Origin of the sequence: Streptomyces durocortorensis, from assembly GCF_031760065.1 — a bacterium.
GTDB lineage: Bacteria > Actinomycetota > Actinomycetes > Streptomycetales > Streptomycetaceae > Streptomyces.
The window spans coordinates 7054191-7066700 of sequence record NZ_CP134500.1 but is presented as its reverse complement, the minus strand read 5'-3'; the positions used below and the strand labels follow the sequence as shown (position 1 = coordinate 7066700).

Sequence of the window (12510 nt, the reverse complement as noted above, 5' to 3'; positions counted from 1 at the left end):
GCCCCGGACCCGGTCACCTCCCGCGCAGCCCCCCGGCCGCCGTCCCCACCCCCAGGGCGGCGGTCAGCGCCGTCGCCAGCAGCGGTGCCCGGTAGCCGTCGGTGACGGTGGCGAGCCCGGCGACCAGCGGCAGCATGAGGACGCTGCCGATCTGTACCCCGGTCTGGTAGACCGGCACGGCCGTGGACCGCAGCGCGGGTTCCACGCTCTGCGTCGCCTGGAGGTTCAGGGCCGCGAAGGAGAGCACGAACGCGGCCTCCACCAGGATCAGCGCGGGCAGCAGCCCGGTCGCGTACGTGTGGGGCTCCGGGCTCAGCAGAGCGTAGAGCTGTCCGGCGAGGGCGCACAGCGCGCCTGCGGCGATCAGTCGTGCCGTGCCGAATCGGTGGACCAGAAGCCCCGCGTACGGCACCGAAAGGGCCAGTGGAACGCTCGCGGGCAGCAGGGCCAGCGCGATCTGCCAGGGCTCCCAGCCCCAGCCGTCCCCGGCCCGGAACGTCACGAGCAGAAGCAGTCCGATGTAGGAGCCGTTGAGGGCGGAGGCGCCCAGGGTCGCCCTAACCAAAGGCCCGTTCCGCAGGACCGCCGCGACCGGTCGGCGTGAGGCCTGCCGGGCGGAGCCGGGGATCACCTTCAGCCCCCACACCAGGAGCACCAGGGCCACCGGGGCCGGGAGCAGGAACGTCCAGCGCCAGTCGGCGGCGACCAGAGCCCCGGAGAGCAGCAGACCCGCGGTGAACCCGGCCGCACCGAACAACGAGTAGACCGACACCGCCCGGCGCTGCGCCGGTCCACCCGGGAAGGTCCTGCCGATGAGCGCGAGCCCGGCCGGAGCGGTCAGCGCCGCGCACGCCCCCTTGACGACACGTGAGGCGATCAGCAGCTCCGTACTGTCGCCGAGACCGCCGACGAGGGAGGCGAGCGCGAAGACCAGCATCGCGGCGAGGTAGACGCGGCGCAGCCCCCACCGGCCCGAGAGCACGGGCCCCAGGAGCAGCATCGCGGCGAAGCCGAGGGCGAAGCCGCTCATCAGCCACTGCACCGACCACAGGGTCAGTCCCAGGTCGGCGGCGATCGTCGGCAGGGCCACCAGGACCACGGAGACCTCGACCGCATCGAGGAGCATGTTCCCCGACAGGACGACGAGCAGCGGCCGGTGCTGCCGTATGCCCGCCCGTCCCGCGGCCGCCTCGGTGGCGGTCCTACCGCTCACCGGCCCCGCACCTCGGCGAGCAGCTTCGGCAGTCGTTCACTGACCAGTTCGATGTGCCGGGTCACCAGGTCGTCGGGCATCCCCGCGATGCTCGCCCAGAAGATGAGGTGCTTGACCGGGAGTCCCTCGGTGCGCTCGTGGATGCGTACCGCTGCTTCTTCGGGGGTGAGGACCTCCAGGGTCGACCAGGACCCGTCGTCGGCGCGCTTCTCGGGGAAGTCCTCCGCCTTCAGCAGCGGCGGAGCGGGGTGATCGGTGCCTTCCACGGACCCGGTGCGGTAGGAGTTCATCTGATGGACCAGGTGCGGGGCGATCCGGGGCCAGGCGGCCTCGGGGTCGTCGGCCAGGATCACCGGCAGCAGGTCGGAGACCCGGGCTATGGACGGGTCGTGGCCGCCCTCCTCCAGGCCCGTACGGTAGTGCTCGTACATGGCGTGGTTGATATGGAGCAGACCGATGCCGAGGCGGCCCGCGATCCGTGCGCCGCGCGGCCCGTAGAAGCCGCCCCACACGGGTACCGGGCGCTGGATCGGCCCGGGGGTGATGCCGCCCTCGGCCCACAGGCGCCGGACCTCGGCGATGTTCTTCTCGACCCGCCCGATGCGGCCCTCGAACTCGGCGTCGAACAGCTGGTATTCGGGCACCCGGTATCCGGCCCCGACGCCAAGCTCCAGCCGGCCGCCGCTGATCAGGTCGACGACCGCGGCGTCCTCGGCGAGTTGTGCGGGCCTGCGCAGGTTGGGGAGCACGACCGCGGTTCCGATGCGGCAGTCGCGGGTACGGGCGGCGGCGGCCGCGGCGAACACCAGCGGCTGCGGCAGATAGCCGTCCTCGAAGAGGTGGTGCTCGGTGAACCAGAGACCGCCGACGCCTCGCCGGTCCGCTTCCTCACAGAGCTCCAGCGCGTGCGCGTAGTGGTCGGCCCACGGCCGGTGCCAGGCGTCCGGGTTGCGCAGGTCGAAGAGGAGTCCCATGTCCATGCTCTGTTCTCCGTTCATGATCGGCGTGCTCAACTGAGGGTGTCCTGCCAGCTTCTGGGGCCCTCGAAGCCGGACGACCGTTCGGGGCGGCGCCACGAGGCGGCGGTACGCCCGGGGTGGCCGGACTCCGGTGGTGGGGCGGTGAGGCGGGTGAACAGGGCGGTGGTGACGGCGGCGAGCTCCGCCGCGTCGGGCGAGCCCTTCTCGATCCGCAGGAGCAGCGGCTCCTCCCGGCCGGGATCGGCGCTCACTGGGGCGGGTTGCCGTGCTTGCGGCGCGGCAGGTCGGCGTCCTTGCGCTGGAGCATCGCGAAGGATCGGATGAGGACGGCCCGCGTGTCGCCCGGGTCGATCACATCGTCGACCAGGCCGCGTTCGGCCGCGTAGTAGGGGTGTACGAGCTCCCGCCGGTATTCCTTGATCTTCTGCTCGCGGGTGGTCGCCGGGTCGTCGGAGGCGGCGATCTCGCGCCGGAAGACCACGTCCGCGGCTGCTTCCGCACCCATCACCGCGATCTCGTTGGTGGGCCAGGCCAGGGCGAGGTCCGTGCCGATGGAGCGCGAGTCCATCACGATGTACGCACCGCCGTACGCCTTGCGGAGCACCACGGAGATCCGCGGCACGGTGGCGTTGCAGTAGGCGTACAGCAGCTTGGCGCCGCGCCGGATGATGCCACCGTGCTCCTGGTCCACGCCGGGCAGGAAGCCCGGCACGTCCACGAGCGTCAGGAGGGGGATGTTGAAGGCGTCGCAGAACTGGACGAATCTGGCGCCCTTCTCGCTCGCGGTGATGTCCAGGACACCGGCCAGGGCGGCGGGCTGGCTCCCGACCACGCCGACGACCCGGCCGTCGAGCCGGGCCAGTGCGCAGACCAGATTGGTACCCCACTGGGCGTGGACCTCCATGTACTCCTCGTCGTCGACGAGTTCGGCGATGACGTCGCGGATGTCGTAGGAGCGGTTGCCGTCGGCCGGGACCAGTTCGAGGAGGCGGTCCACCCTGCGGTCCGCCGGATCGCCGGTGACGACGGCGGGCGGCAGTTCACGGTTGTTGGCGGGCAGCAGCGACAGGAGCCAGCGCACCTCGGCCAGGCAGGTCTCCTCGTCGTCGTGGACGAAGTGCGCGACGCCCGACGTGGAGCCGTGCACGTCGGCCCCGCCCAGCCCGTCCTGTGAGACCTCCTCCCCGGTGACCGTGCGGACCACGTCGGGGCCGGTGATGAACATCTGCGCTATCCCGCGGACCGCGAAGACGAAGTCGGTCAGCGCCGGGGAGTAGGCGGCTCCCCCCGCGCAGGGGCCGAGCATCACGCTGATCTGCGGGATGACCCCGGATGCCCGGGTGTTGCGCTGGAAGATGCCGCCGTATCCGGCCAGTGCCGAGACGCCTTCCTGGATACGGGCGCCCGCGCCGTCGTTCAGGGACACCAGCGGACCGCCCGAAGCGATGGCCATGTCCATGATCTTCTGGATCTTCTGTGCGTGCGCCTCTCCCAGCGCGCCCCCGAAGATCCGGAAGTCGTGCGCGTACACGAATACGGTGCGTCCCTCGACGGTTCCCCAGCCGGTGACCACACCGTCGGAGTGCGGCCGTTTGGCCTCAAGACCGAATCCCGTGGCCCGGTGCCGCCGCAGTGGCTCGACCTCGGTGAAGCTGCCCGGATCCAGCAGGAGATCGATGCGTTCGTACGCGGTGAGCTTGCCCTTGGCGTGCTGGCGCTCCGTTGCCGCGGGATCGGGTCCGACCCGGGCGGCCTTCTTCAACTCGATGAGTTCACCGAGGTGTTCAGCGATGCTCGGCGTTGCTTGTACGGTCGTCACCGGTCCTCCTGCTCGTCTCGGATGCCGCGGCGGTCAGCCCAGCAGGGTGCCACCGCTTGCGTCGATGAAGGCTCCGGTGATCCACCGGGCCTCGTGGGTGGCGAGGAAGGTCACCACGTCCGCGACGTCCACGGCCTCGCCGACACGTTTGAACGCCGACAGCTGGGCCATCTGCTCCACGGCCTCGGGGATGTCGAAGACCGGGCCGCCGTTGTTGGTGATGCCGGGCGCCACGCTGTTGACGGTGATGCCGCGCGGCGCCAGGTGGCGCGCGAAGTGCAGGGTGATCTGCTCGACCGCGCCCTTGGTCATGGAGTACGCGACCTGGTCCGGGTTGGCGCAGCGGGTGAGGCCGGAGGAGATGTTGATGATGCGGCCGCCATCGCGGAGCAGGGCGAGAGCGCGCTGCACGATGAAGAACGGGGCCTTGGCGTTCACCGCGAAGAGACGCTCGAACTCCTCGGGCGTGACATCCTCCGGCAGCACCCCGGCGGGGGTGGTCACCGCCGCGTTGTTGACCACGATGTCGAGGGTCGTGGCGCCGGTGCGCTCCTTGAGGCCGCGCTCCAGGCCGAGGAAGAGTTCGTGCACGTCTCCGGGGACACCGAGTTCGGCCCGGACCGTGAAGGCCCGTCCCCCGTCCTTCTCGATCAGTTCGACGGTTTCGCGCGCCGCGTCGTCGTTGGACGCGTAGTGCACCGCGACGAGTGCGCCCTCGGCGGCCAGCCGCTGGGCGGTGGCGCGGCCGATTCCCCGGCTGGAGCCGGTCACCAGCGCGGTCTTGTTCGTGAGCTTGGCCATCGTGGGAGTCCTGTCCTGTGAAGTCGTCCGGGAAGGAAAAGCGGGGAGCCCGTCGGCCCCCGCGCGGGCGGTAGGCGGCGCGCCGAGGCCGCTGATCATGCGGGCGAGCCGTCGGCGTACCGGCCCGAGGCGCATGAGCTCGGCGAAGAGCTCGCGCAGCGGCTCCACCTCGTGCCCGCCGAGCAGCAGCGTCGACTGCGCCTGGATGTTGGTGAGCGTGGCGGCCCCCACGGGGTGGCGCTCACGGTGGTACGCGTCCAGGGCGTCCCCGTCGGCCCCGGGGCCGCCGCCCGTCGGGGCCCTGAGCTGCTCGGCGAGCCGTGCGCCGAGCGCAGCGGCGTCCTGGAGGCCGAGGTTGAGGGCCTGCCCGCCGACCGGCATCTGTACGTGGGCGGCGTCTCCGGCGAGCAGGACCCGGCCCCGGCGGTAGCGGGCGGCCTGGCGTCGGGTGTCGTCGAAGGCGTTCAGCCACCGGGGGGTCCCGTGGCCGATGTCCTCACCGGTGACGTGCGCCCAGGCCCGCACGATCTCGTCGAACTCCGGCTCCCCGGCGTGGCGCCGGGGCTCCGTGCCGAAGACGTGCACCATGACCCGGGTGCTGCCGTCCGGCCAGCGGTGGGCGGTGGCCAGTCCGTCGGGCAGGCGCTCGAACCGCCGGTCGGGGACACGGATTCCGGCGACGTCGGCCCGCAGCATCTCGCGGCCCGCCGGCCGGCCGGGGAACGTGAAGCCCGCCAGGTCCCGTACGGCGGACCGCCAGCCGTCGCAGCCGACGACATACGACCCGGTCAGCTCCTCGGCCGGGCCGCCGGCCGGTTCCGTCGCGGCGGTCGCGACCAGCACGCGGTCGCCGCGGTCCGCCAGGGCGACGAGCTGTCGCCCTCGCAGTATCCGCGCCCCCAGCTCGACGGCCCGCTCCTGGAGCACCGCCTCCATCCTGGTCTGGGGACACTTCCACTGTCCCGCGTACGGATGGCCCGGCTCGGCCTCGGCCAAGTCGAGCCGGATGCCGCCGAAGTGCCCCGGGCCGCCGTCCGGGAGCGGGCCGAGCCGGTCGAGGACGCCGCGTTCGGCGAGCGTCTCCATCGTGCGGGCGTGCAGGGTGGACGCGCGTGATTCGGTCATCGGCGTGGTCAGCTGCTCCACCACGGTGACCCGCACCCCATGGGCGCGCAGGTCTCCGGCGAGGAGCAGCCCGACCGGCCCGGCGCCGACCACGACCACGTCGGTGTCCACCGTGCTCCGGGGTGTTTGCACGGGCATCGGTCAGCGCCGCGCTTCCGCGTACTTCCTGGCGTGCTCCAGCGTGGCGCGGCTGTTGTTGCCGAGGGCGTTGCGGATGAACTCCCTGGCTTCGGGGACGCCCGCGTCCGCTCCGAGGATCTTGGTGATGTTCGCGGCGTTGAGGACCACCGTGTGCTGCGAGCTCGCGGTGGTGGTGCCGTCGGGGGCCTCCTCGAAGAGCCAGTACCCGGTGTGGAGGTTCATCAGGGCGGGCAGCGTGGTCTGCTTGTAGGCGATGCGGTGGTGCGGGAAGCAGACCCGTACCGACTCGGTCGTGTGTGCCGAGCCGTCCTTGGTGAGGGTCTCCATCCGCAGGACTTGGAGGCCGGGGGTCTCCTCGGTGAGCTTGACGTCGTTGACGTGCGGCAGCCGCTCGGTCCAGCGGTCGGCCTCGTTGACGAAGTCGAAGAGGTCCTTCGCGGAGCCTTCGACCGTGACGCTGTCCACGAAGGACAGCGTCAGCTCGTCGGTCCGGGTGGCTTCTTCGAGTCCGGCCTTGACCGAGGGGAGTTCGGCGCGGCTGTTGCGGTCGACGGCCTCGTCGATCCAGGCGAGGCCTTCGGGGTCGTCGTCGATCGCGCGGTACTCGTGTAGCAGCCGGAGCCGGGATTCCTCCTCCCCCAGCGGCTCCACGATCCAGGTGCCGCTCATCGACGCCACGGGCGGGGCGGAGATCTCCTGCCGGAACGTGATGCGCAGCCCGTCCGGATCGAGGTCCCGGATCGAGGTCCAGTTCTTGGCCTCGCCGTTCGCGGTGGCCCAGATACGTATCCGCTCCAGGTTTCCCTCACGCTCCAGGACGTCGACGTACACCGACGGCGGGAAGAGCCTCGGCCAGTTCTCCACCTCGGCAAGCAGTCGGTAGACGTCCTCGGCGGCGGCCAGGACGGTGATCTCGTGCTCGACCTCGCGGCCGGCTTGTACGGACACAGCTGTCTCCTCACTCGACGTGCCCGGTGGGCAGGGAAGTCGCCACGGGGTGTGGCGGGCCGTCAGAAGTTGCCCAGACCTCCGCAGACGTTCAGCGCCTGCGCGGTGATGGAGGCCGCCGGGTCGGAGGCGAGGTAGCCGACGAGTCCGGCGACCTCCTGCGGGGTGGAGTACCGGCCCAGGGGGATCTTCGCCCGGAACTTCTCCAGGATCGCGTCCTCGGACGTCTCGTAGGCGGCCGCGTACCCCTGCCGCACACGCTGCGCCATCGGCGTCTCGACGTAGCCGGGGCACACCGCGTTGACGGTGATCCCGGTCGGCGCCAGCTCGTTGCCCAGCGCCTTGGTGAATCCGACCACCCCGTGCTTCGAGGCGGAGTACGGGGCGCCGAGCACCACGCCCTGCTTGCCCGCCGTGGAGGCGATGCTGATGATGCGGCCGCGCTTCTTCTCGCGCATGCCACCGGTGTTGAGGACTTCCCGGGTCACCTGGAACACACTGGTGAGGTTGGTGGCGATGACGTCGTCCCACAGGTCGTCGGCGATGTCCGCGGTGACCCCTCCCCCGCTGCGGCCCGCGTTGTTGACCAGGACGTCGATCGGCCCGAACCGGGCCACCGCCGCCCGTACGACGGCCTCGATGTCGTCCTTGGAGCGGACGTCGGCGGCCGCGCCGTCCACGTCGAGGTTCTCGTTCTGCAGGGCTTTGACGGTCTCGGCGACCGCGCTCGCGTCCCTGGCGCAGAGGAACACCCGGTGTCCCTGCTCGGCGAGGAGCCGGGCGGAAGCCAGGCCGATTCCGCTGGTGGCGCCGGTGACCAGCGCGACTTTGGCCGTGTTGTCGGTCATCAGGGTCTCCGATCAGGCGGACTGGGCGGCGGACAGCCGGTCGTTGACGAGGCGGATGAGTGCGCGGGGGGTGTTCGCCAGGGCGACCTCCTCCTCGTCCAGGTCGATGCCGTACTCGCGCTCGATGCGGCCGACGGTCTCCAGCATCGCCAGCGACTCGTAGCCGAGGTCCTCGAAGGTGGTGTCGGCGATGTCGCCGTTCAGATCCACGTTCTCGTCGGTTCCGGCGCCTTCCAGGAGCGTGGTCCTGAGTGCCTGGAGGGTGAATTCACTGGTGGTCATGGGATGTCCTTCCCTACGGGTCGCAGAGCGGCGTGGTCGGCTCCGCGCACGACCATCGCCGAGTTGAAGCCGCCGTGACCGCGGGCGAGCACGAGCGCGCTGCGCAGTTCGGCGGGACGGGGGGCGCCGGTCACGAGGTCGATCTCGTAGGACCTGGCCGGGGTGGAGGCGGCCGTCGGCGGCACGACCTGGTCGCGCATCGAGAGGAACGCGGCGGCGAGGTCCAGAGGGGCGGCGCCGGAGTACAGCCGTCCTGTCGTGGTCTTGGGCGCGGTCACCGGCACCCCGCGGGGCCCGAAGACCTTGGTGATCGCCTCGGCCTCGGCCCGGTCCAGGTCCGGCAGGCCCGCGGCGTCGGCGAACACGACGCCGATGTCGTCGGCGACCATGTCCGCGTCGGCCAGGGCGAGTTGGATGGCGTTCTGCAGGGTGGGCGCACGGTCGCTGCCGGGCCTGGGGTCCACCGTCGACGCGTGCCCGGCGATCTCGCCGTACACCCGGGGCGCCGCACGCCGCTTCGCGTGTCCGGCGTCCTCGACGACCAGCAGCGCGCCGCCCTCACCCGGTACGTGCCCGGCGGCCCGGTCGTCGAAGGGGAGGTAGGCCCGCTCCGGGTCGTCGGAGGTGCTGAGGCGGCCTCCGGCCATCTGGGCGACCCACCCCCAGGGGCAGATCGACGCGTCGACCGCGCCCGAGATGACCATGCTGGTCCCCTTGCGGATCTGCCGGCGGGCCTGGGCGACCGCGTCGAGCCCTCCCGCCTGGTCACTGACCACGACGCTGCTGGGGCCGCGGAGGCCGCTGCGGATGGAGATCTGCCCGCTGTTGACCGCGTAGAACCAGGCGAAGGACTGGTACGCGCTGACGTACTGGCCGCCCTTGCTCCACAGCGCCCGCAGCTCGTTCTGGCCGAACTCGAAGCCCCCGGAGTGGCTCGCGGTGATCACTCCGATGTCGTACGTGGGCAGATCGGCGGGGACCACACCGGCGTCCTCGAACGCCCAGTCGGCGCCGACCAGGGCGAGCCGGGTCATCCGGTCGGTCTGCGGCAGGAGCCGGCTGGGCAGGTGCTCCGCGGCGTCGAACCCGCTGACCTGGCCCGCCAGCCGGGACGGGTAGGGCGTGGGGTCGAAGTGCGTCACCCGTCCGATCGCGCTGCGGCCCGCGAGGGTGGCCGACCAGTAGTCCTCGATGCCGAGTCCGGTCGGCGCGACGATCCCGAGCCCGGTGACCAGTGCACGCGCGCTCATCGGGCGCCCCGCTCGGGCTTGGCCAGCACCATCGCGCTCTGGAATCCGCCGAAGCCGCTGCCCACGGAGAGCACGCTGTCGGTCTTCCAGTCGCGTGCGGTCAGCGGCACGTAGTCCAGGTCGCACTCCGGGTCGGGGTTGTGGAGATTCGCCGTCGGTGGCACCACGTCGTGGGTCATGGCGAGGACGGACGCCGCGATCTCGATCGAGCCGATGGCGCCGAGCGAGTGGCCGACCATCGACTTGATGGAGCTGACCGGGGTCCGGTGCGCGTGCTCCCCCAGGCTGCGCTTGAACGCCGCCGTCTCGTGCCGGTCGTTCTGCTTGGTCCCGGAACCGTGGGCGTTGATGTAGTCGATGTCCTCGGGGTTGAGCCGGGCCTCGTCCAGGGCGACCCTGATGGCCTCGGCCATCTCGGCGCCGTCGGGGCGGAGTCCGGTCATGTGGAACGCGTTCGAGCGTGTCGCGAATCCGGCGACCTCGGCGTAGATCCGCGCCCCGCGGGCACGGGCGCTGTCCAGTTCCTCCAGGACGAACACGGCCGATCCCTCACCCATGACGAAGCCGTTGCGGCTGGCGTCGAAGGGCCGTGAGGCGTGCTCGGGGTCGTCGTTGCGGGGCGTGGTGGCCTTGATCGCGTCGAAGCAGGCCACGGTGATCGGCGAGATGGGCGCGTCGGTCGCGCCCGCGATCATCACATCGGCCGAGCCTTCCCTGATGACGTCCGCGGCGTACCCCACCGCGTCCAGACCGGAGGTGCAGCCGGTGGACACCACCGTGCTCGGCCCCTCCGCGCCCACCGCCCACGCGACCTCGGTCGCGAAGGAGCTGGGGACCATGTGGTTGTACAGATGCGGGACCGCGTAGGCGTGGTCCACCAGTTCCAGTCGGCCGCCGTCGCTGACCGTGCGGTACTCCTGGTCCAGGCCGGTGGTCGCGCCGACCGCGCTGCCGATCGTCACCCCGGTCCGCTGCGGGACGAGGGCGGCGAACTCCAGTCCGCTGTCGGCGACCGCGTCGCGGGCGGTGACCACCGCGAACTGGGCGGCCCGGTCCATCCTGCGGATCTCCTGCGGGCCGAGTCCGGAGAGTTCGGCGTCGAAGTCGACCTCGGCGGCGATCTGCGAGCGGAACGGCGAGGGGTCGAAGAAGGAGATACGGCGGGTGGCCGTACGTCCGTCGGTGAGAAGCTTCCAGAACTCCTTGGGGCTCTTTCCGCCGGGGGCGGTGACTCCGATCCCGGTGATCACGACCCGGCGTCCGTACACCCCGCTCATCAGGCCCTCCAGTCGTAGAAGCGTCGGGCCATGGCGTCCTTGGGCGACCGCCAGGTGGCGGGGTCGTACGCCTGGATGTGCGGCTTCAGGTCCTGGCTGATGCGGACGAAGCGGGGGTCGGTCTTGGCCTCCTCGATCAGGTCCTCGCCGTTGTCCTCGTCGAAGTCCTGGAGGTGGAAGTAGAGGCCGCGGAACTCGAAGAGCCGGCGGCGGCGGGTGCCCATGCGGCCGGGAACATCCGTACGGTCGAAGGCTCCGAAGAGTTCGGCGACTTCCTCGGCCGAGCCGGATGCCATCCTGGCCACGATCAGCGTGCTGTGCATCATTCCCCTTCTCGTGTTCGTCGGGCCGGCCCGAACCAGCGGGCCAGCGCCATCGGCAGGTCGGAGTGGGAGCCCGGAGCGGCCCAGGCCACATGGCCGTCGGGACGCAGCAGGAGTGCGGTGGTGCCGGCCGGCAGATGGTCGGCCGTGGGGTCGTGCGGGACGGCTGTCACCACGTCGATCCGGTCGGTCCATTCCCGGGCACGGCCGCGCAGCGTGGCGTTGTCCGCCAGGTCCAGCAGCACCCCGCGCCCCGTCCGCAGGAGTTCGCCGCTGCTGGTCTCCTTGCCCTCGTGAGCGAGCCGGAGCCGCGGCATGCGGGCCCCGAGCAGGGGGTGCGCGCCGCCGCCCACGTCGTAGCGGATGTCCAGGCCGCTGACCCGGGCCGCCAGATGGCGTTCCACCTCGGGCAGGGTGAGGAGTTCGCCGAGGATCTCGCGAACCGGCCCGGCGTCGGCGCCGCCGAGGATGAGGGAGCTCTGGGCCCGGGTGTTCGCGAGGAGCCTGCGGCCGACCTCGTGACGTTCGTCGTGGTAGGAGTCGAGGAGCGTGTCGGGGGCGGTGCCGCGCACCACCGCCGCGAGCTTCCAGCCGAGGTTCACCGAGTCCTGGATGCTGGTGTTCATCCCCTGCCCACCGGCGGGCAGATGGACGTGCGCGGCGTCCCCGGCCAGCAGCACCCGGCCGCGCCGGTACGCGGTGACCTGCCGGGCGGCGTCGGTGAACGCGCTGACCCAGACTGGCTCCGCCCCGGAGATGTCACCGCCCGTCAGGCGCTTCCAGACATCGGCGACCTCGCTGAAGGCGGGCGGTGCGGTGCGCCGCTCGGGGGGCGTCGTGCCTCGCTCGCCCACGATGACGCGGTGGATGCCGCCCGGCAGTTGCGCGACCATGACCAGGCCGTCGTCGGTCCGGTCGATCACCATGCGGGGCGACAGATCCGCGCCTTTGATGTCGGCGAGGAAGAGTTCGGTGGTGGCGGGAGTTCCGGGGAAGTCGAAGCCGGCGGCCCGGCGAACGCCGCTGCGCCCTCCGTCACAGCCGACCAGGTAGCGGGCGCGCAGATTGGCCCCGTCGCCCGAGACGGTGACGGTCACCCCGTCGCCGTCCTCGACATGGCCTGTGACCTCGTGTCCGCGCCTGATGTCGGCGCCCAGGTCGCGGGCCCAGCGCTCCAGGACTCCCTCGGTCACGGACTGGGGAACGGTCCTCGCGGATGCGTGGGCGGCGCCCAGCGCCCCCAGATCGAGGGGCAGGCCGCCGAAGTGCCCGGCCTCGCTGGTCTCGATCTCCCCTAAGCGGGAGAGAAGTCCCCGCTGGTCGAAGACTTCCATGGTCCGGATGGTGAACCCGATGCCGCGCGACTCTCCGGACGGTGCGGCCAGCCGGTCCAGCACGATGACGTCGACACCGGCGAGACGCAGTTCCCCGGCCAGCGCGAGCCCCGCGGGCCCGGCTCCCACGACAATGACTGAAGCATCCATACGTACCTCCCGAGGAGAA

At 71.5% G+C, this 12510-nt stretch carries 12 protein-coding genes; all 12 read right to left on the bottom strand.

Going from position 1 to position 12510, the window contains the following annotated elements; translation table 11 throughout:
* Window positions 1–13: 13 nt before the first annotated feature.
* The 12 genes from RI138_RS31225 to RI138_RS31170 all read right to left on the bottom strand — a co-directional run bounded on the left by RI138_RS31225 (window position 14) and on the right by RI138_RS31170 (window position 12491).
* Window positions 14–1213: an MFS transporter gene (locus RI138_RS31225; protein WP_311122613.1), complete on the bottom strand. Its 1200-nt coding sequence runs from the start codon at window positions 1211–1213 to the stop codon at window positions 14–16.
* Window positions 1210–2193 carry an LLM class flavin-dependent oxidoreductase gene (locus RI138_RS31220; protein ID WP_311122612.1) on the bottom strand — a complete coding sequence of 328 codons (984 nt, stop codon included), beginning with the start codon at window positions 2191–2193 and terminating at the stop codon, window positions 1210–1212. Before RI138_RS31220 ends, RI138_RS31225 begins: the two co-directional genes overlap by 4 nt.
* Before the next feature lie 29 nt (window positions 2194–2222).
* A complete protein-coding gene (locus RI138_RS31215) occupies window positions 2223–2444 on the bottom strand; it encodes an acyl-CoA carboxylase subunit epsilon (protein ID WP_311122611.1) in 222 nt (73 codons plus the stop codon).
* Entirely contained in the window at window positions 2441–4012 is a 1572-nt protein-coding gene (locus RI138_RS31210; RefSeq protein ID WP_311122610.1) for an acyl-CoA carboxylase subunit beta, read from the bottom strand. The genes RI138_RS31215 and RI138_RS31210 overlap by 4 nt, the downstream gene beginning before the upstream one ends.
* Before the next feature lie 33 nt (window positions 4013–4045).
* Complete coding sequence (locus tag RI138_RS31205) at window positions 4046–6076, bottom strand: SDR family oxidoreductase (protein WP_311122609.1); 2031 nt, start codon at window positions 6074–6076, stop codon at window positions 4046–4048.
* A gap of 3 nt (window positions 6077–6079) precedes the next feature.
* Complete coding sequence (locus RI138_RS31200; protein WP_311122608.1) at window positions 6080–7027, bottom strand: aromatase/cyclase; 948 nt, start codon at window positions 7025–7027, stop codon at window positions 6080–6082.
* Between the two features lie 62 nt (window positions 7028–7089).
* Entirely contained in the window at window positions 7090–7875 is a 786-nt protein-coding gene (gene fabG, locus RI138_RS31195; RefSeq protein ID WP_311122607.1) for a 3-oxoacyl-ACP reductase FabG, read from the bottom strand.
* Between the two features lie 12 nt (window positions 7876–7887).
* Window positions 7888–8157, bottom strand: a complete 270-nt coding sequence (locus RI138_RS31190; RefSeq protein WP_096624038.1) for an acyl carrier protein — start codon at window positions 8155–8157, stop codon at window positions 7888–7890.
* Entirely contained in the window at window positions 8154–9407 is a 1254-nt protein-coding gene (locus RI138_RS31185) for a ketosynthase chain-length factor (RefSeq protein ID WP_311122606.1), read from the bottom strand. The genes RI138_RS31190 and RI138_RS31185 overlap by 4 nt, the downstream gene beginning before the upstream one ends.
* Window positions 9404–10684 carry a beta-ketoacyl-[acyl-carrier-protein] synthase family protein gene (locus tag RI138_RS31180; RefSeq protein ID WP_311122605.1) on the bottom strand — a complete coding sequence of 427 codons (1281 nt, stop codon included), beginning with the start codon at window positions 10682–10684 and terminating at the stop codon, window positions 9404–9406. The genes RI138_RS31185 and RI138_RS31180 overlap by 4 nt, the downstream gene beginning before the upstream one ends.
* Window positions 10684–11007, bottom strand: a complete 324-nt coding sequence (locus tag RI138_RS31175; RefSeq protein WP_096624220.1) for a TcmI family type II polyketide cyclase — start codon at window positions 11005–11007, stop codon at window positions 10684–10686. The genes RI138_RS31180 and RI138_RS31175 overlap by 1 nt, the downstream gene beginning before the upstream one ends.
* On the bottom strand, window positions 11007–12491 hold the full coding sequence (locus tag RI138_RS31170) for an FAD-dependent monooxygenase (RefSeq protein ID WP_311122604.1): 1485 nt from the start codon (window positions 12489–12491) through the stop codon (window positions 11007–11009). The genes RI138_RS31175 and RI138_RS31170 overlap by 1 nt, the downstream gene beginning before the upstream one ends.
* Window positions 12492–12510 lie beyond the last annotated feature (19 nt).